The organism is Ewingella americana, assembly GCF_006438725.1.
Taxonomy (GTDB): Bacteria; Pseudomonadota; Gammaproteobacteria; order Enterobacterales; family Enterobacteriaceae; genus Ewingella; species Ewingella americana_A.
Window position 1 is genome coordinate 132,398 of sequence record NZ_RCZD01000002.1, and the last position, 17,846, is coordinate 150,243.

The 17,846-nt window shown below is 54.6% G+C and carries 16 protein-coding genes; 8 read left to right on the forward strand and 8 right to left on the reverse strand.

Annotated elements, in window-relative coordinates:
* Window positions 1–5 precede the first annotated feature (5 nt).
* From EAH77_RS03755 to EAH77_RS03775, 5 genes are all read right to left on the reverse strand, one after another.
* Window positions 6–521: a hypothetical protein gene (locus tag EAH77_RS03755; protein WP_140470483.1), complete on the reverse strand. Its 516-nt coding sequence runs from the start codon at window positions 519–521 to the stop codon at window positions 6–8.
* Between the two features lie 255 nt (window positions 522–776).
* Complete coding sequence (locus EAH77_RS03760; RefSeq protein WP_140470484.1) at window positions 777–1,757, reverse strand: MBL fold metallo-hydrolase; 981 nt, start codon at window positions 1,755–1,757, stop codon at window positions 777–779.
* Between the two features lie 38 nt (window positions 1,758–1,795).
* A complete protein-coding gene (gene phrB / locus EAH77_RS03765; RefSeq protein ID WP_140470485.1) occupies window positions 1,796–3,235 on the reverse strand; it encodes a deoxyribodipyrimidine photo-lyase in 1,440 nt (479 codons plus the stop codon).
* A gap of 14 nt (window positions 3,236–3,249) precedes the next feature.
* Complete coding sequence (locus tag EAH77_RS03770; protein ID WP_140470486.1) at window positions 3,250–4,203, reverse strand: YbgA family protein; 954 nt, start codon at window positions 4,201–4,203, stop codon at window positions 3,250–3,252.
* A 302-nt stretch (window positions 4,204–4,505) separates the two neighbouring features.
* Window positions 4,506–4,712, reverse strand: a complete 207-nt coding sequence (locus EAH77_RS03775) for a DUF2517 family protein (protein WP_140470487.1) — start codon at window positions 4,710–4,712, stop codon at window positions 4,506–4,508.
* A gap of 462 nt (window positions 4,713–5,174) precedes the next feature.
* Here EAH77_RS03775 and EAH77_RS03780 point away from each other — a divergent pair, with 462 nt between their 5' ends.
* The 6 genes from EAH77_RS03780 (at window position 5,175) to kdpE (ending at window position 13,185) form a co-directional block, all read left to right on the forward strand.
* A complete protein-coding gene (locus tag EAH77_RS03780) occupies window positions 5,175–5,264 on the forward strand; it encodes a K(+)-transporting ATPase subunit F (RefSeq protein WP_100937756.1) in 90 nt (29 codons plus the stop codon).
* On the forward strand, window positions 5,265–6,953 hold the full coding sequence (gene kdpA / locus EAH77_RS03785) for a potassium-transporting ATPase subunit KdpA (RefSeq protein ID WP_140470488.1): 1,689 nt from the start codon (window positions 5,265–5,267) through the stop codon (window positions 6,951–6,953).
* 42 nt (window positions 6,954–6,995) lie between these two features.
* Entirely contained in the window at window positions 6,996–9,062 is a 2,067-nt protein-coding gene (gene kdpB, locus EAH77_RS03790) for a potassium-transporting ATPase subunit KdpB (protein ID WP_140470489.1), read from the forward strand.
* A 22-nt stretch (window positions 9,063–9,084) separates the two neighbouring features.
* Complete coding sequence (kdpC, locus tag EAH77_RS03795) at window positions 9,085–9,690, forward strand: potassium-transporting ATPase subunit KdpC (RefSeq protein WP_194150474.1); 606 nt, start codon at window positions 9,085–9,087, stop codon at window positions 9,688–9,690.
* 115 nt (window positions 9,691–9,805) lie between these two features.
* Entirely contained in the window at window positions 9,806–12,499 is a 2,694-nt protein-coding gene (gene kdpD, locus EAH77_RS03800; RefSeq protein ID WP_140470490.1) for a two-component system sensor histidine kinase KdpD, read from the forward strand.
* Window positions 12,496–13,185, forward strand: a complete 690-nt coding sequence (kdpE, locus tag EAH77_RS03805) for a two-component system response regulator KdpE (RefSeq protein ID WP_140470491.1) — start codon at window positions 12,496–12,498, stop codon at window positions 13,183–13,185. The genes kdpD and kdpE overlap by 4 nt, the downstream gene beginning before the upstream one ends.
* 79 nt (window positions 13,186–13,264) lie before the next feature.
* Here kdpE and EAH77_RS03810 read toward each other — a convergent pair whose 3' ends face one another.
* The 3 genes from EAH77_RS03810 to seqA all read right to left on the reverse strand — a co-directional run bounded on the left by EAH77_RS03810 (window position 13,265) and on the right by seqA (window position 16,228).
* Window positions 13,265–13,831: a hypothetical protein gene (locus EAH77_RS03810; protein WP_140470492.1), complete on the reverse strand. Its 567-nt coding sequence runs from the start codon at window positions 13,829–13,831 to the stop codon at window positions 13,265–13,267.
* A 171-nt stretch (window positions 13,832–14,002) separates the two neighbouring features.
* Window positions 14,003–15,646, reverse strand: coding sequence for a phosphoglucomutase (alpha-D-glucose-1,6-bisphosphate-dependent) (gene pgm, locus EAH77_RS03815; protein ID WP_140470493.1), 1,644 nt, complete (start codon window positions 15,644–15,646; stop codon window positions 14,003–14,005).
* Between the two features lie 24 nt (window positions 15,647–15,670).
* Window positions 15,671–16,228, reverse strand: a complete 558-nt coding sequence (gene seqA / locus EAH77_RS03820) for a replication initiation negative regulator SeqA (protein ID WP_140470494.1) — start codon at window positions 16,226–16,228, stop codon at window positions 15,671–15,673.
* 240 nt (window positions 16,229–16,468) lie between these two features.
* Between seqA and ybfF the strand changes: the two genes are divergently transcribed.
* Window positions 16,469–17,251, forward strand: coding sequence for an esterase (ybfF, locus tag EAH77_RS03825; RefSeq protein ID WP_140470860.1), 783 nt, complete (start codon window positions 16,469–16,471; stop codon window positions 17,249–17,251).
* A 261-nt stretch (window positions 17,252–17,512) separates the two neighbouring features.
* Window positions 17,513–17,791, forward strand: coding sequence for a LexA regulated protein (gene ybfE / locus EAH77_RS03830; protein ID WP_140470495.1), 279 nt, complete (start codon window positions 17,513–17,515; stop codon window positions 17,789–17,791).
* Window positions 17,792–17,846 lie beyond the last annotated feature (55 nt).

The following is a 17,846-nucleotide window of genomic DNA, read 5'->3' on the forward strand; positions in this document are numbered from 1 at the left end:
TTCCCTTATTTATTTACCGGGCAGGTGCTATTGGGCTGAATACGGGTTTCATTCTTTTGTGTCATAAAGACCACTGCCAGACCCGTGGTGAACTGACAAGCACGTCCGGCCTGCACGGAAGTAAATATTTTAGTGTCATCTTTATAGCTGAGACTTACCCCTTCCACGATATTACGGGTATTCACCGTCGAGCCTGTCACCGCGCCAATCGTTGCGCCACCTACCGCACCGCCGGCTGTCGCCAGATCACCACCGCTGCCCAATGCGAAGCCGACAACGCCCCCGGCGATGGCGCCAATGACGGTTCCGACCAGCACCGCTGTATTATGATTATCCGTATTATCAACGGCTATTTTTGCCGGAAGCACAGAAAGAATATTCACCGTGCGCGTTTCCTGTGGCGCATTTAGCTGACCAGGCGTAAAAACATCAGCGGCATATTGATCGGCATTCGACTGACAGCCAGATAATAAGCTCACTAATAATAATGATGAGACGGAAACAGCGGTATTTTTTTTCACGATTCTTCCCTGGCATCGAAATTATAGAGTTCGAATAAACTCAGGGAATAGTACGGCGGGAAATTTTTATCTGCCGTCAGGAATTGTCATTCACCCTGACGCATTCTTAACACTTCATCCATAATTGATGGCTGCAGGCCAAAAATGAGCGGTTACTTTCTCCATAATTGATTCGGAATAGTCTCAATTATAGTTGGGTCAATATTGAGTCTGATTTTCCGGAAAAATCAGACTCAGAAGGGGATCAAACGTTGATTAAAATTCCATCTTATCGCCCTGCTGCATCCTGACAAATTTCACGCCGAGATCGTTGCCTTTTTCCAGCTGGCGGGCGATCTCCGCTTCAGGATCGACACCGGCTTTCAGGCTCGGTTTGACGTGGCTGATAATCACGGTCAGGCCTTTTAGTGAACCGGTACCGCCGCTGGCGATTTCGAATACTTTCAGCTCTTTCAGTAACCATTCCGGGGTTAAATGCCCAAACAGTTGGCTGTCCGGCACGCCGTCAGGATAAGAGGTTTCGATGATCATTCCCTTCAGACGCCTGGCCTTGACCTCATCCCCCAGCACCCGCCAGACCGCCTCCAGATTTTTCGCTTTCTCAACTTGATCCGGGCCGGTATCACCAAAGAACGCGAACGACTCATTGTTACGGCTGAGCAGAATCATACTTGATGGCGTACCGCCATGACTGAGCGGGTAAATAATGCCATCCAAACCGGTCAGACCAATGGAGAAACGCTGGGCTGGACGCGGCGCATTCAGCCGGTAGGTGCCAATACGCAAACCGCTGCCCGCATCAGTGAAATTAGGCCACACTTTGCCGTTGAAGTAGTGCTGACGCAGGGTACCGATGGTATCTGCCGTTCCATAAATCGGTTTGTGGCTGTCTTCAGGGGAGCTGATGATAAGCCCGGCAAGGTGATCCAAATGGCCGTGGCTGATGAAGTAACCCCCGATCAGATTGCGGAATACCGCGCCCTGCGGGGTATAAGGAGCTGAGTTTGCTACCGTCACCTGCGGAAAGGCGCCTTTTTCCAGTGCCTTGCTGATGCCCGGCAAAACCGAGCCAGCATCCAGTCCGAAATACAGTTTTTCATCGTTGCTGCGGATCAAATACGAAGTGAGGTTTCCCTCCTCCACGCCGCCGTGAACGCCAAGCGCCACCACGTCAAAACCGGCCATTGCCTGACTGGTCGAACACGCCAGGATCAGCGCCAACATTGTATTTCTCATCACATCGCTCCGTGTGTGGTGAAGATTGCTGTTGGTGGTCAGCCCGTTGGCTGACTCCCTCGTTTTGCCGATTCGAACGCCGCCAGCGTGTCTTTGCGGGCGTGGGAGTGATCGATAACCGGCGTCGGGTAGTCTAGCACGCGATGAAGTTTCTCAGCCCATTGATGCGGTTGATGAATATGCTTTTCTGGGACATCGGTCAATTCCGGCACCCAGGCTTTAATAAAACGTCCGGCCTTATCAAAGCGCTCGCCCTGGGTCGTCGGGTTGAAGATGCGAAAATAAGGCGCGGCGTCCGTACCGGTAGAAGCCCCCCACTGCCAGCCGCCGTTGTTGGCCGCCAGATCACCATCGAGCAGTTGCGACATGAAATAGCGCTCACCTTCGCGCCAGTCGATCAGCAAATCTTTGACCAGGAAACTGGCGACAATCATCCGCAGCCGGTTGTGCATCCAGCCGGTGGCGTTGAGCTGACGCATGGCAGCATCGACAATCGGATAACCGGTTTTACCCTCTTTCCAGGCCTGCAAATCTTGCGGCGCATGCCGCCAGCGCACGTTGTCGGTCCAGGCAATAAACGGTTGGTGTTTGCACAATGTCGGCCAGGCTACCAGCAGATGGCGGTAAAACTCGCGCCACACCAGCTCATTGAGCCAACCGAACGCGCCACCGTCACGGCGATCGAGCACCTCCGGGCACTCAGTGCGCAGGCGGTTGAAACATTGGCGCGGCGACAACACGCCGGTGGCCAGATAAGGCGACAGCGAACTAGTGCCGTCCACGGCGGGCAAGTCCCGCTGCTCAAGATAATCCTGCACGGTTTCACGGCAGAAGGTGCGCAGGCGCTCGCGTGCAGCGTCTTCACCCACCGGGAAATCGTCGCCTATTTCCTGCTGCGGCATATCAAAAGGCGTCAGCGGGTGCATGGTGACGTCGCCGTCAATATCGCGGGCTTTCGGCGCAGGCAGTGAACGGCTGTCGGACTCCGCCAGCCGTTCAAGAAAGGCGCGGCGAAACGGCGTATAGACCTTGTACATCGTGCCTTCACCGGTCGTCACCGAACCGGGCGGCAACAGCAGGCTGTCGTCAAAACTGCGGGTAATGACGCTTTCCTGCAAGGCGTTTTCGAGCGCGGCATCACGCTCGCGCTCATTGATTTCATACTGTTTGTTGTAGAACAGCGTATCGACGTGCTGCTGCTGGCAGAAATCTTTCAGCCAGCGCTGGCTGGCCGCGAAGTCATCACACTGATGATAGAAAAGCGCTATACCACGCCCACTCAGAGAAGCCTGCAACGCCTGCAAATGCTGGTAGATAAACGCCGCCTGACGGGGTGCCATCACATGGCTTTCCCACTGTTTTGGCGTAGCGACAAACACGGCAATCACCTTCGCCTGCGGGTCTTCGCAGGCGGCGTGCAGCGCACGGTTGTCGGTAATACGCAGGTCGTTGCGAAACCAGACCAGATGCGTGGTCATAAAGCTCCTTATATTTAGTGTCCGTACCTGAGTCTTAATGCTTCAGGATACGGTTCGAAATAGCGTTGCCCGGCCAGATAGGCATCCGGGTACTCCGACATGTAGTGTTTCAGCAAGGTGATCGGTGCCAGTAAAGGCTGTACCCCCTGACGGTAGCGGTCGATGAGCTGAGTCAGTTCCTGCCGCTGATGTGCGTTCAGTTGGCGACGGAAATAGCCCTGTACGTGCATCAGCACGTTGGTGTGGTTACGCCGCGTGGCCTTGTGTTGCAGCAAATCCATCAGCCGCTGGCGGTACTCAATGAAATAGTCCTCCAGCGATGACCACTCCTCCATACTGGCCACAAAACGACCCAGCTCCCGATACTGCGGCTGGGAGTGCGACAACAGCGAAAGTTTATAACGGCTGTGGAAAGCCATCAGTTTGCCGCGCGTCAAACCGCTGGTGCGCAGCTGATTTAGTTCATACAGCGCAAACACCCGCTCGACAAAATTCTCACGCAATACCGGATCGTTGAGGCGCCCATCTTCTTCCACCGGCAACCAGGGAAAGCGTTTCATCAGCGCCGCGGCATAAATACCCACCCCGCATTTTTGCCCATCTTTACCGTTGGCGCTGTACACCCGCACGCGCTCCATACCGCAGCTTGGCGATTTGGCACAAAGAATGTATCCGCATAAATGACCGAGTGGTTCGGTACGTTTTTCGGCGTAGGTCTGCATTTGCTCTGTAATATCAATGGTTTCATCATTACTGAACCGCATGGCGACGCCCTCGCCCTGCCGCACCAGACGCAGTGCCGGCCGTGGCGTCGGCAGGCCGATGGCCATCTCCGGGCAAATCGCGTCGAAACGGACATAAGGCGCCAGCTGTTCGACGGCAAACGCCAGCCGCTTATGGCCGCCATCAAAACGGACATTTTCCCCCAACAGGCAGGCGCTGATCCCAATCGGAATATGTTCACTCATGGCGACTCCCTATGTTCATCTGGAAAAAGGGCTGAAGATAGACTCATCAACGCCCGGTATGATTCAGTATAAGTTATACAATAAAATAATGTTGTACAGGTTTTGTGTTCAGACAATAAAAAAACCCGGTCAGTTAACCGGGGTTTAAGAAAGGATTTGAAAAGCTGGAACTCTGGAATCCACTAAGTCATTGGCCATACAGCAAGGCAGCAAGTGCATGAACCCCGATGAGCTGACTCAAGTCAGTGATTCGGGTGAGTGCGCGAAGCTAACACCGCTGTAGCGTCAAGGACGACGTGGATTTAGTAGAACTCTTGCGCCGCGACCTCTGCGTGTGCCAGCCACACCGGTTTATCACTGGTTTTCAGCCAGACACGGTGTAAATAGCTGTAAAAACGGGCGCGGTCCTGACGGAAAAGCATAACCGGTAATACCAGCAGACCAGCGGCCAGTACCAGAGCGCGGCGGGTGATGATGCGGGTCAGCGTATACGGCGTGTAATCAGACATAGCGTTGCTCCTTTCGGAAAGTTTTAAGGTGGATTTCGAAACTCACGGAACCTGTAAATTGAACAAAATTTTACCGCAATAGATGAAAGTTTACTACTCATCTGACCACTTAAAGCATAAAAAAACGCCACTTTTTGGTTATGACTGTAATTAAGTTACGAAAAAGTTAAATAAACACAGCTTTATGTTTCAACAATGAAAAATAAGTTAAACCCATTATTTATTCTCCTAAGCCAAATCCCGGGCTATTCGCGTTGTATCAAGGCGGCAAGGGAGCGAGTCCCCAGGAGCTTACTTAGGTAAGTGACTGGGGTGAGTAAGCGTAGCCAACGCAGAGACGACTCGAAGGGCGACGGGATTTTTATACTTTTTTTACACCTGAAGCCCTTATCTTTTCAGGATCTTTTCCCGCGTTTTCCTATTCTCGCTGCAACATAAAAAACACACCTGTGGAGGTGGACTGTGACTGTTGGCGTAATCTGCGGCGCACTGCTGGTTCTTTTGCTGCTCGGCTATCTGGTTTATGCCTTGCTGAATGCGGAGGAATTTTAAATGGCAGCTTCGGCATTCTTACTCATCGCCAGCTTTATGCTGGTGCTATTGCTGCTTTCAAAACCGTTGGGCAATTTTATTGCTCAGTTGATTGAAGGTCGGCCCGTCGCATTTTTACAAGGGTTTGAACGCGGGATATTACGCACGGCGGGGAGCGCCGAGACCGAGATGAACTGGTGGCAATATGCACTGGCCATCATGGTTTTCAACATTCTGGGGATTGTGATTTTAATGGCGCTGCTGATGGCGCAAGGCTCGCTCCCCCTCAACCCGCAGAACTTTGGCGGTTTGTCTTGGGACCTGGCCTTTAATACTGCCATCAGTTTTGTCAGCAACACCAACTGGCAGGCCTACAGCGGTGAAAGCACGCTGAGCTATTTGAGCCAAATGGTTGGCCTGACAGTACAAAACTTCCTGTCCGCCGCCACCGGGATTGCCGTGGCCTTTGCGCTGATCCGTGCTTTTGCACGTCCTTCCGCGCAGACCATTGGTAACGCCTGGACTGACCTGTGGCGCATTACCATTTATCTGCTGATCCCAATAGCGTTGCTGATCGCGGTGTTCTTTGTCAGCCAGGGCGTGCTGCAAAACTTCGAAGCTTATCAGCACGTCACCACGCTCGAAGGCTTGCAACAAACGTTGCCAATGGGGCCGGTGGCTTCGCAGGAAGCGATCAAAATGCTCGGGACTAACGGCGGCGGCTTCTTTGGGGCTAACTCGGCTCATCCGTTTGAAAACCCAACCGCACTGAGCAACATGGTGCAGATGCTGGCGATTTTCCTCATCCCTTGCGCGCTATGCTTCGCCTTTGGCCGCGTGGTCGGCGACAACCGTCAGGGCCATGCGCTGATATGGTCGATGTCGATCATTTTCGTGGTGTCAGTGGTCGTCATTATGTACGCCGAATTGCAGGGTAACCCGCACCTCACCCAACTCGGTGCCACCAGCAATATCAATATGGAAGGTAAGGAAAGTCGCTTCGGCATTCTGGCTTCCAGCTTCTTTGCGGCGGTCACAACGGCGGCGTCATGCGGTGCAGTTAACGCCATGCATGACTCCTTCACCGCACTCGGCGGAATGGTGCCGATGTGGCTGATGCAAATTGGTGAAGTGGTGTTCGGCGGTGTGGGTTCAGGTCTGTACGGCATGCTGCTGTTCGTGCTGCTGACGGTGTTTATCGCCGGTCTGATGATCGGCCGCACACCGGAGTATCTCGGTAAGAAGATTGACGTTTACGACATGAAGATGACCGCGCTGGCGATTCTGGTCACACCGACACTGGTGTTGCTCGGCACCGCGCTGGCATTAGTCACTGATGCAGGTCGCGCCGGTATTGCTAACCCTGGCGCACACGGTTTCAGCGAAGTGCTGTATGCCGTCTCTTCAGCCGCCAACAACAACGGCAGCGCCTTCGGCGGCCTGAGCGTCAATACACCGTTCTACAACGTACTGTTAGCCGTATGTATGTTCTTCGGTCGCTTCGGGGTGATTTTACCGGTCCTGGCCATCGCGGGTTCACTGGTTGCGAAAAAACGCCAGAAAGCCGGTAACGGAACACTGCCAACGTCTGGCCCGCTGTTCATCGGCCTGCTGGTCGGTACGGTTCTGCTGGTCGGTGCGCTGACCTTCGTTCCTGCGCTGGCCCTCGGTCCGGTGGCGGAACATTTGCAGGTGTGGTCCACGCAGTAATGCCTTGACCCCGTTGAATTCATGAACAGTGAGATTAAGAAAATGACTCGTAAGAAACGTGCGCTGTTTGATTCGCGCCTCATCCGCACCGCCCTGCTCGACGCGGTGAAGAAACTGGACCCCCGCGTCCAGTGGCGCAATCCGGTAATGTTCGTGGTTTATCTCGGCAGTATTCTGACCACGATGATTTGGCTGGCTATTCTTTTCAAACAAACCGACGGCAGCGCCGGGTTTACCGGCAGCGTGTCGCTGTGGCTGTGGTTTACCGTGCTGTTCGCCAACTTTGCCGAAGCCCTGGCCGAAGGCCGCAGTAAGGCGCAGGCACAGAGCCTGAAAGGGGTGCAGAAAACCAGCTGGGCGAAGAAGATTTATGAACCCCGCCCGGAATCACCGGTGATCAAAGTGGCCGCCGATTCCCTGCGTAAAGGCGACATGGTACTGATCGAAGCCGGTGATACCGTGCCGTGCGACGGTGAAGTGTTAGTCGGCGGTGCGTCAGTTGATGAAAGCGCCATCACCGGTGAGTCTGCACCGGTTATCCGCGAGTCCGGCGGTGACTTCTCCTCCGTCACCGGCGGGACCCGTGTGCTGTCTGACTGGCTGGTGGTGCAGTGCTCGGCTAACCCAGGCGATACCTTCCTTGATCGGATGATCGCCATGGTGGAAGGCGCCAAACGTCGCAAAACACCAAACGAAGTGGCGCTGACCATTCTGCTGGTGGCGCTGACGCTGGTGTTTGTGCTGGCAACGGCCACGTTGTATCCATTCTCCTTGTTCAGCGTTGACGCCAGCCATGTCGGCGTGCCAGTAACCGTTACTGTGTTAGTGGCGCTGCTGGTTTGTCTCATCCCAACCACCATCGGCGGTCTGCTGTCGGCCATCGGGGTGGCGGGTATGAGCCGTATGCTGGAAGCCAACGTGATCGCCACCAGCGGCCGTGCGGTCGAAGCAGCCGGTGACGTGGATGTGCTGCTGCTGGATAAAACCGGCACCATCACGCTGGGTAACCGCCAGGCATCGCAGTTCCTGCCCGCACCTGGGGTGACGGAACAGGAACTGGCCGATGTCGCACAGTTATCTTCGCTGGCCGATGAAACACCGGAAGGCCGCAGTATTGTGGTGCTGGCAAAACAGCGCTTTAACCTGCGCGAACGTGATATTCATTCGCTGAACGCCACTTTCGTGCCCTTCTCGGCGCAAACCCGCATGAGCGGCGTGAACATCGGGGATCGCAGCATTCGTAAAGGGTCTGTCGATGCCATTCGTCGTCACGTGGAAACCAACGGCGGCAGCTTCCCGCTGGCCATCGAAGGCCTGGTGGAAACCGTGGCCCGCAAAGGCGGAACACCGCTGGTGGTGGCGGAAGATGCCCGGGTGCTTGGCGTGGTCGAGCTGAAGGATATCGTTAAAGGTGGCATTAAAGAGCGCTTCGCCGAACTGCGTAAGATGGGTATCAAAACGGTGATGATCACCGGGGATAACCGTCTGACCGCCGCAGCAATTGCCGCTGAAGCCGGTGTGGATGATTTCCTGTCTGAAGCCACGCCGGAAGCCAAGCTGGCCCTGATTCGTCAGTACCAGTCAGAAGGTCGCCTGGTGGCAATGACCGGCGACGGTACCAACGATGCCCCGGCACTGGCGCAGGCTGACGTGGCGGTTGCCATGAACTCCGGTACGCAGGCGGCGAAAGAAGCCGGCAACATGGTCGATCTGGATTCCAACCCGACCAAACTTATCGAAGTGGTGCACATCGGTAAACAGATGCTGATGACGCGCGGCTCGCTGACCACCTTCAGTATTGCCAATGACGTTGCCAAGTATTTCGCCATCATTCCGGCGGCCTTCGCGGCAACCTATCCGCAGCTCAATGCGCTGAACGTGATGCATCTGCATTCACCGTCATCCGCCATTTTGTCAGCGGTTATTTTCAACGCCCTGGTGATTGTGTTCCTGATCCCACTGGCGCTGAAAGGCGTGAGCTATAAAGCCATGAGTGCCGCGTCGCTGTTGCGTCGTAACCTGTGGATCTATGGCGTAGGTGGATTGCTGGTGCCGTTCGCAGGTATCAAGCTAATTGACGTGATCCTGACTGTATTACACCTGAGCTAAGCTTTCTTTGAGGACAATGCACATGTCTGTTACGACAATGAGAAATACACGTCACAGTTATATCCGTCCGGCCATTGTGATGACGGTATTACTGACGCTGGCGACCGGGGTGGTTTACCCGCTGATCACCACCGGGATCTCCACCGCCTTGTTCCATCAACAAGCGGAAGGTTCACTGATTCTGGAGGGAGATAAGCTGATAGGCTCTGAACTGATTGGTCAGAACTTTACCCACAACAACTATTTTTGGGGACGTCCGTCGGCGACATCCGACACCCCCTACAACGCGATGGCGTCCGGCGGCAGCAATCTGGCAGTGAGCAATCCGGCGCTGGACAAAGCCGTAGCGGATCGCGTGGCGGCACTGCGTCTGGCAAATCCACAAAGTTCGCCACAGGTGCCGGTGGATCTGGTGACCGCGTCCGGCAGTGGTTTAGACCCACAAATCTCGGTGGAAGCCGCACAGTGGCAAGCCCAGCGCGTTGCCAGCGCCCGTGGTTTAACGGTGGCGCAAGTGACTAAACTGATTGATGATAATACCGTCTCGCCGCTGGTGAATTTCCTCGGCCCGACCGTGGTGAACGTGGTTCAATTGAACCATGCATTGGATCAGGTGAAAGCGCAGTAATTTGTTCGAACTCACATTGTCAGATCAGGGTGCAACACGCTGTACCTTTCGGAGAGATCTCCCGGAAGGCACAACATGCTGCGCCCGTTCGGCTTTCTATAAAACAAGGATCATCATGGTGGAAGAATCACACAGACCTGACCCCGACAGTCTGCTGGCACTGGCCAATGAGAAGCCACGCGGGCAACTGAAGGTTTTTTTCGGTGCCTGCGCGGGCGTCGGGAAAACCTACGCCATGTTGCAGGAAGCGCAGCGGCTGCGCGCCACGGGTCTGGACGTGCTGATAGGCGTGGTGGAAACCCATGGGCGCGCAGAGACCGAAGCCATGTTGCCGGGTCTGAGCCAGCTCGCGCCAAAACGCATTCAGCATCGTGGGCGTCTGGTGCAGGAGTTCGACCTCGATGCCGCCCTCGCCCGCCATCCGGCGCTGATTCTGATGGACGAACTGGCGCACAGTAACGCAGCGGGTTCGCGCCATCCGAAACGCTGGCAGGATATTGAAGAGTTACTCGACGCGGGCATCGACGTGTTCACCACTGTCAACGTCCAGCATCTGGAAAGCCTGAATGACGTGGTCAGCGGCGTCACCGGCATCCTCATTCGTGAAACCGTGCCCGACCGCCTGTTTGATGATGCCACTGAAGTGGTGCTGGTGGATCTTCCGCCTGACTCCCTGCGCCAGCGCCTGAAAGAGGGCAAGGTTTATATTCCCGGTCAGGCCGAGCGGGCTATCGAACATTTCTTCCGTAAAGGTAACCTGATTGCCCTGCGTGAACTGGCGCTGCGCCGCACCGCCGACCGCGTTGATGACCAGATGCGCGAATACCGCGACGACCGTGGCATTCACCGCGTGTGGCATACCCGCGACGCGCTGCTGCTGTGTATTGGACACGGCGGCGGTAATGAAAAACTGGTGCGCGTGGCATCCCGTCTGGCGGCACGTCTGGGTTGCGTCTGGCACGCGGTTTATGTCGAAACACCGCGCCTGCACCGCCTGCCTGAAGGCCAGCGGCGCGCAATTTTACGCACGCTGAAACTGGCTCAGGAACTGGGCGCTGAAACCGCCACCCTCTCCGACCCGCAGGAAGATCAGGCTATTTTACGCTACGCCCGTGAACATCGGCTGGGCAAGATTATAATGGGCCGCCGCAAAGAGCAGCGCTGGAGAATGGGTGGCAGTTTTGCCGACCGGCTGGCGCGTATCGGACCGGATTTGGATCTGGTGATTGTCGGGCTGGAAGACGCCCCGCCGGTCACCACACGCAAAGAACACGATGCCCGCACCTTCGCGGAAAAATTCAGTCGTCAGCTTCAGGGCTGCGCGTTGGCCGTGGCGCTGTGCGCGATGATCACGCTGTTTTCCCAGTGGCTGGTTCCGGCCTTTGATCAGGCTAACCTGGTGATGGTCTATCTGCTTGGCGTGGTGATCGTGGCGCTGTTTTATGGCCGCTGGCCGTCGGCGCTGGCGGCGGTGATCAACGTCGTCAGCTTTGATCTGTTCTTCGTGCAGCCGCGCGGATCGCTTGCGGTAACTGACGCGCAATATCTGGTGACCTTTGCGGTGATGCTGATTGTCGGCATTTTGATCGGTAATCTGACCGCCGGTGTGCGCTATCAGGCGCGTATCGCCCGCCATCGCGAGCAGCGGGCACAGCATCTTTATGAGATGTCAAAAGGGCTGAGTCAGGCGCTGACGCCGGACGCCATTGCGCAGACCAGCCGTCACTTTATCTCATCGAGTTTGCATGCCAAAACGGCGGTCTTACTGCCACAAGAGAATGGCAGTTTGCAGCCAGCGGGATCAGATGAAGGCACCAGTATCGTGGTGGATGACGCCATTGCCCGCTGGAGTTTTGACAAACAGATGCCCGCCGGTGCCGGCACCGACACGCTCGCGGGCGTGCCCTATCAGCTTCTGCCACTGGTGGCTTCCGGCCAGTCGCGCGGGCTGCTGGCGGTGGAGCCGGCCAACGTTCGCCAGCTGATGGTGCCGGAACAGCAACGTCTGTTGCAGACCTTTACGGTACTTATCGCCAACGCCCTCGATCGCTTGCACCTGTCGGCCCGCGCAGAAACCGCCCGGCTCGATGCCCAGCGCGAACAGCTGCGCAATTCACTGCTTTCGGCGCTTTCCCATGATTTACGTACGCCGCTGACCGTGCTGTTTGGTCAGGCAGAGATCCTGACGCTGGATTTAGCCTCCGAAGGGTCAAAACATGCGCCGCAAGCCAATCAGATCCGCCAACAGGTGCTCAGCACCACCCGGCTGGTGAATAATCTGCTGGATATGGCGCGCATCCAGTCCGGTGGGTTTAATCTGCGCAAAGAGTGGCAGTCGGTGGAAGAGATCGTCGGCAGCGCCCTGCGTATGCTGGAAACCGTGCTCAGCTCCCATGAGATAAAAATCGAGCTACCGCCGGAGCTGTTGCTGGTCAATTGCGATGGCAGCCTGATTGAACGGGTGTTTATCAACTTGCTGGAAAATGCCCATAAATATGCGGGCGCAGGGGCCGTCATCGGTATCCGGGCCACGCCGCTGGACGACTGGCTGGAGATGGAAGTGTGGGATAACGGGCCGGGGATCGCACCCGGCGCTGAACGCGCCATCTTCGATAAATTCTCTCGCGGCAATAAAGAATCCGCAATACCGGGTGTGGGCTTGGGATTAGCGATTTGTCGTGCCATTATTGATGTACACGACGGACGCATTTGGGCCGAGAATGGCCCGAACGGCGGCGCACGTTTCCGTTTTCGCCTGCCGCTGGAAAAATTGCCTGAGATGGACACTGACATTAACGAGGAACTGTGACTGCATCCCCCATTAATATTTTGATTGTTGAAGATGAAAAAGAGATCCGGCGCTTTGTCCGCACAGCGCTGGAAGGGGAAGGTTTGCGCGTGTTCGAGAGCGATACGCTGCAACGCGGGCTGATTGAAGCCGGCACCCGCAAACCGGACCTGATTATTCTCGATCTCGGTTTGCCGGACGGTGATGGCCTGACGTACATTCGCGATTTGCGTCACTGGAGCGCCATTCCGGTGATCGTGCTGTCGGCACGTACCAGCGAAGAGGACAAAATTGCCGCACTGGATGCCGGGGCCGATGACTTCCTGACTAAGCCGTTTGGCGTCGGCGAGTTACTGGCCAGGGTGCGCGTCGCGCTGCGCCGTCATGCGGGCAGCTCACAGGAAAGCCCGCTGGTGACCTTTTCTGACGTCACGGTGGATCTGATCAACCGTCGCGTACAGCGAAACGGGGAAGATTGTCACCTGACACCGATTGAATTTCGCCTGCTGGCTGAACTGCTGGCCAACAGCGGTAAAGTGATCACCCAGCGTCAGCTACTGAGCCACGTCTGGGGGCCGAATTACGTCGAACATAGCCACTATTTACGTATTTACATGGGGCATCTGCGCCAGAAGCTGGAAGCCGATGCCACCCGCCCGCGTCATCTGCTGACCGAAACGGGTGTCGGCTACCGTTTTCTGCCTTAGGGTAATCATTAACAGGCTCTGATGTTTTTTGCCTGACAATCAGGCATTAAATCTGAACAACGTTGAAGCTGGCATTACATTACATAGGAAGGTGATTTGTTAACATCAGGTCCGCTGCTAAAGAATCATTTAGCTGTTGGTATATTTCGTGATGATTCGCAGATTTATAGCCGGTAAGTAAAGTGCGGGCTTCTTCATTCCACCCTGAAGAACGCAATCGTGCCTGATTTATTTCTGCGTTAATCCTGCCATTAACTCCAGCGTCACTAATCTGAAAAGCAATATTATCAATATATTCTGAGTAGAGACGGAATGTTTCAGGAGACCAAATGGCTCTATTAGAGTACATGATGGCGTTAATATTTTGTCTTGTTTTTTTTATTTCACTGACCGATATATTCTCCCAGTCACCCACTTCTTCTATATAACAGTAAATTTGATTCAATGGCTGTTTTATCTGGTCATAAACCGTCAATCGCCTGTCCGCTAGTTTTGCAGAGATTTCCTTTTCAATAAGTTGTTTTGACTGGAATTTCGTAATACTCTGCTGTACAAAAAAACCACTAACCCCTATCATTACAGGAACTGTAATAGAGACTATTATTTTCGCAATTTCTATCATCCGACTGAATTTTTTATCGTCCATGTTTTCTTTCCGGCTACTTTTGATTTAAGTTGAAATATCCATTTCTTCATCAGTACTTTACAGATTCTATTGCAAATAATAATCCGAACAATAATGTAAATATCCCCGCATTATGTCTAAAAGAAACACGCTGATAATTCAGCGTGTTTCTGCGCAGATGCAAAATGCGATTTATTTGGCGTCGGCGAGAACTTTGCTGACGATATCCACGGCTTCTTTCTCAATTTTTTCGCGATGTTCTGCACCAAGGAAGCTTTCACAATAGATCTTGTAAGCTTCTTCAGTACCGGACGGACGCGCGGCGAACCAGCCGTTTTTGGTCATCACTTTCAGACCACCGATCGACGCGCCATTACCCGGTGCGTTGGTCAGGCGGGCGGTGATAGGGTCACCGGCCAGAGTGTCAGCTTTCACCTGTTCAGGGGAGAGTTTAGACAACGCCGCTTTCTGTGCGTGGGTCGCGGGTGCCTGAATACGATTGTAGCTTGGGGCACCGAAACGGGCTGCCAGCTCGTTGTAATGCTCCTGCGGATTCTTACCGGTAACCGCTGTGATTTCCGCCGCCAGCAGACACATAATGATGCCGTCTTTGTCGGTGGACCACGGTGTGCCGTCGAAACGCAGGAACGAAGCACCCGCACTCTCTTCGCCGCCAAATCCGAAGCTGCCATCGAACAAACCATCAACGAACCATTTGAAGCCCACCGGCACTTCCACCAGCTTGCGGCCCAAATCTTCAACCACACGGTCGATCATCGCGCTGGAAACCAGCGTTTTGCCGACGGCAACATCTTTGCCCCACTGCGGACGGTGCTGGAACAGATACTGAATCGCCACCGCCAGATAATGGTTCGGGTTCATCAGGCCAGCAGGCGTCACGATACCGTGGCGGTCGTAGTCAGGGTCATTAGCGAAGGCAAGGTCAAACTTGTCACGCAGCGCCAGCAGACCGGCCATGGCCGATTCAGACGAGCAGTCCATGCGGATCACGCCGTCGTGGTCGAGATGCATGAAACGGAAAGTCTGATCGACGGAGTCATTCACCAGCGTAAGATCCAGCTGGTAATGCGCGGCGATGCGTTTCCAGTACTCGATACCAGAACCGCCGAGCGGATCCACACCGAGCTTCAGGCCCGCTTTCTGGATGGCTTTCATGTCAACGATTTCGCCCAGACTCTCAATGTAAGGCTGGACCAAATCAATCGCTGTCAGGTGTCCGCTTTTCCAGGCCGCATCCAGCGTCTGGCGCTGTACGCCGGCCAGTTTGGCGGCCAGCAGGGCGTTGGCACGTTTTTCAATCACCGAAGTCAGATCGGTATCCGCCGGTCCGCCATTGGTAGGATTGTATTTAATGCCACCGTCTTCCGGCGGGTTGTGCGATGGAGTGATAACAATACCATCGGCCTTCGCGCCACCTTTACGGTTGTGCGTCAGGATCGCGTGCGATACCGCAGGCGTCGGCGTGAAGCCGTTCTCTTCCTGCACGATAACGTCAACGCCGTTGGCGGTCAGCACTTCCAGCACAGAAATAAAGGCGGGCTCAGACAGCGCATGGGTATCTTTCCCCACGTAGCACGGGCCGGTGGTGCCCTGCTCTTTACGCACTTCGGCAATCGCCTGAGCAATCGCCAGAATGTGATTTTCGTTAAAGCTGTGGCGCTCTGCGCTGCCACGGTGGCCGGACGTGCCGAATTTCACCGCATGAGCAGTATTCGCCGGGTCCGGTTGCAGGACGTAATATTGTGACGTCAACTGCGCCACATTAATCAAATCGCTTTGCTGAGCAGGTTGCCCTGCACGGGGGTTATTGGCCACTGGCGCTTCTCCCTGACGCTGAAATTAGAGTGTACCGCACACTTTGTCAGTCAGTTCCGCGGGGAACTGCATCAATTGCATGATGTGTTCAATCATGCTGCGTTTGCGGTCTGTGTTGGTATTGGTGATAACCCAATACGGCGTTCCAGGAACGTGTTTAGGTTTGGTATGGATACCGTTTTGCAGCAGGGTCTGCTGGTCACCGGCGAAATAGGTGCGCGTGCGGCCACGAAGGGAATCTGTCGCGGCAGCGAATTCTTTAGGATTCAGGCAATACAACGTAGACAGAATCAGCATGAAACGGTTCACCGCTTTGGTCTGCTCTGCGTACTCGTCAGACAGCAGCAGTTCACGCACGGCACGCACTTTGTCACGTGCGGTGTTGGCGGCAACGGCAGGCGCTTTTTCCTGGGCAGCGGCACCTGAAACCGGCGAACCCGCAACGGCAGGTGTGGACTTCACTTCCTGACCGGCAGAAAACTTCAACATACGGCGCAAAATATCCGACGCAGTTTCACCGATATGCTGCGTATGGCTGGCAATATAACGGTAGAGTTCTTCGTCAACCTCAATAGTTTTCATCTTTTTCCAGTACTGTTTTTTCTACTTAATTTGTTCAAAAGGATTATACAAATTTCTACGCGTTTACGAACAGGGGAATTGTGCCGCGAAGCAAAAAGCAGAATTATTACCTTTCGCTGCATGCTGGCCCCGGCCTGTTCTTCTCCACGTAGTGAAATCCCGCTCAGGCATCAGGCAGAAAACTTTCCATTTTAAAAATTATCCGCCACTCATGATAACCTAATGAGATTGTTTATCTGCATGAACTTCACCATGAAATTACATTATCGTCTGCAAGAATCCGCCCAACCTGATAGTAAAACCCTACCGGTTTTGCTGGTCCACGGTCTGTTTGGCACGCTGGATAACCTCGGCGTGCTGGCTCGCGACCTGAAACAACAGCATAGCGTGTTGCAGGTTGATATGCGTAATCACGGCCAGTCAGGACGGTCTGACGACATGTCTTATGCCGCGATGGCGCAGGATTTACTGGAAACGTTGGATGATGTGGGTATCCAAAAAGCCATTGTTATCGGCCACTCCATGGGCGGTAAAGCCGCGATGGCCATGACGGCGCTGGCGCCGGAGCGCATTGCGAAACTGGTGGTGATTGACGTCGCACCGGTGGATTACCAGACGCGTCGCCACGATGAGATTTTTGCCGCCATCAACGCGGTGACCGAGGCAGGTCTTCATGATCGCAGTGCCGCTGCTGCCTGTATGCGTGACGTTATAAAAGAAGAAGGGGTGATTCAGTTCCTGCTCAAATCGTTCCAGCAAGGTGAGTGGCGTTTTAATGTGCCGGTGCTGATGGCGGAGTATGAAAAAATCGTTGGCTGGGAGACCCTCCCCGCGTGGCCGCATCCGGCGCTGTTTATCCGTGGCGGTTTATCGCCTTACGTTCAGGATAAATATCGTGATGCTATTGCCAGCCAATTTCCGCTGGCGCGCGCGCATGTGGTGGCCGGAACCGGTCACTGGGTACACGCAGAAAAACCGGAAGCGGTACTGCGTGCTGTACACCGATTCATCGATGAAGCCTGATGTGGGATAAGCTGGGGATAAATTGTGCAAAAAGGCTGCATAACTTAGTCACTTAGCCATAATTCCGGGCTTTTAACCGTTGTGAACCCCGGTATGGCTGGGGTATGATTGCGCGCTGAAATTTTGCCGCCTCGCGTTATGTTGTATAACACGGTGCGAGGGGTAAATGGGGTTAGGGTTTATTAGCCCGAAATGTGTAAGGCAATCGTCTGAAACGGCTTGCCGTTTTCCGATGTAACTTCCCTGGTTGTACCGCTACCTATGGCAAAAGAACAACTGGATCGCACGACGCTTGATCTGTTCGCAGATGACCGCCGTCCAGGGCGTCCAAAAACAAATCCGCTTTCCCGTGATGAACAGCTCAGGATCAACAAGCGTAACCAGCTGCGCCGCGATAAAGCGAGTGGCTTGCGACGCGTAGAGCTGAAAATGAACGCCGAGGCGGTTGATACACTCAACAAGCTGGCGGAAGAACGCAATATTAGTCGTAGCGAACTGATTGAAGAGATGCTGCTGGCGCATCTGAATCAGCAAAGCTAAAGATCGATCCCCACTATCCAAAATCGCTCATGTTGCATCAGGGTAACGCATGCTG

Excerpts from the sequence above, each read along its gene's own strand:
- EAH77_RS03760 (WP_140470484.1), bottom strand. The coding sequence starts at position 1,757 with ATGAGAAATACAATGTTGGCGCTGATCCTGGCGTGTTCGACCAGTCAG.
- phrB (WP_140470485.1), bottom strand. The coding sequence starts at position 3,235 with ATGACCACGCATCTGGTCTGGTTTCGCAACGACCTGCGTATTACCGAC.
- EAH77_RS03770 (WP_140470486.1), bottom strand. The coding sequence starts at position 4,203 with ATGAGTGAACATATTCCGATTGGGATCAGCGCCTGCCTGTTGGGGGAA.
- EAH77_RS03775 (WP_140470487.1), bottom strand. The coding sequence starts at position 4,712 with ATGTCTGATTACACGCCGTATACGCTGACCCGCATCATCACCCGCCGC.
- kdpA (WP_140470488.1), top strand. The coding sequence starts at position 5,265 with ATGGCAGCTTCGGCATTCTTACTCATCGCCAGCTTTATGCTGGTGCTA.
- kdpB (WP_140470489.1), top strand. The coding sequence starts at position 6,996 with ATGACTCGTAAGAAACGTGCGCTGTTTGATTCGCGCCTCATCCGCACC.
- kdpC (WP_194150474.1), top strand. The coding sequence starts at position 9,085 with ATGTCTGTTACGACAATGAGAAATACACGTCACAGTTATATCCGTCCG.
- kdpD (WP_140470490.1), top strand. The coding sequence starts at position 9,806 with ATGGTGGAAGAATCACACAGACCTGACCCCGACAGTCTGCTGGCACTG.
- EAH77_RS03810 (WP_140470492.1), bottom strand. The coding sequence starts at position 13,831 with ATGGACGATAAAAAATTCAGTCGGATGATAGAAATTGCGAAAATAATA.
- seqA (WP_140470494.1), bottom strand. The coding sequence starts at position 16,228 with ATGAAAACTATTGAGGTTGACGAAGAACTCTACCGTTATATTGCCAGC.
- ybfF (WP_140470860.1), top strand. The coding sequence starts at position 16,469 with ATGAACTTCACCATGAAATTACATTATCGTCTGCAAGAATCCGCCCAA.
- ybfE (WP_140470495.1), top strand. The coding sequence starts at position 17,513 with ATGGCAAAAGAACAACTGGATCGCACGACGCTTGATCTGTTCGCAGAT.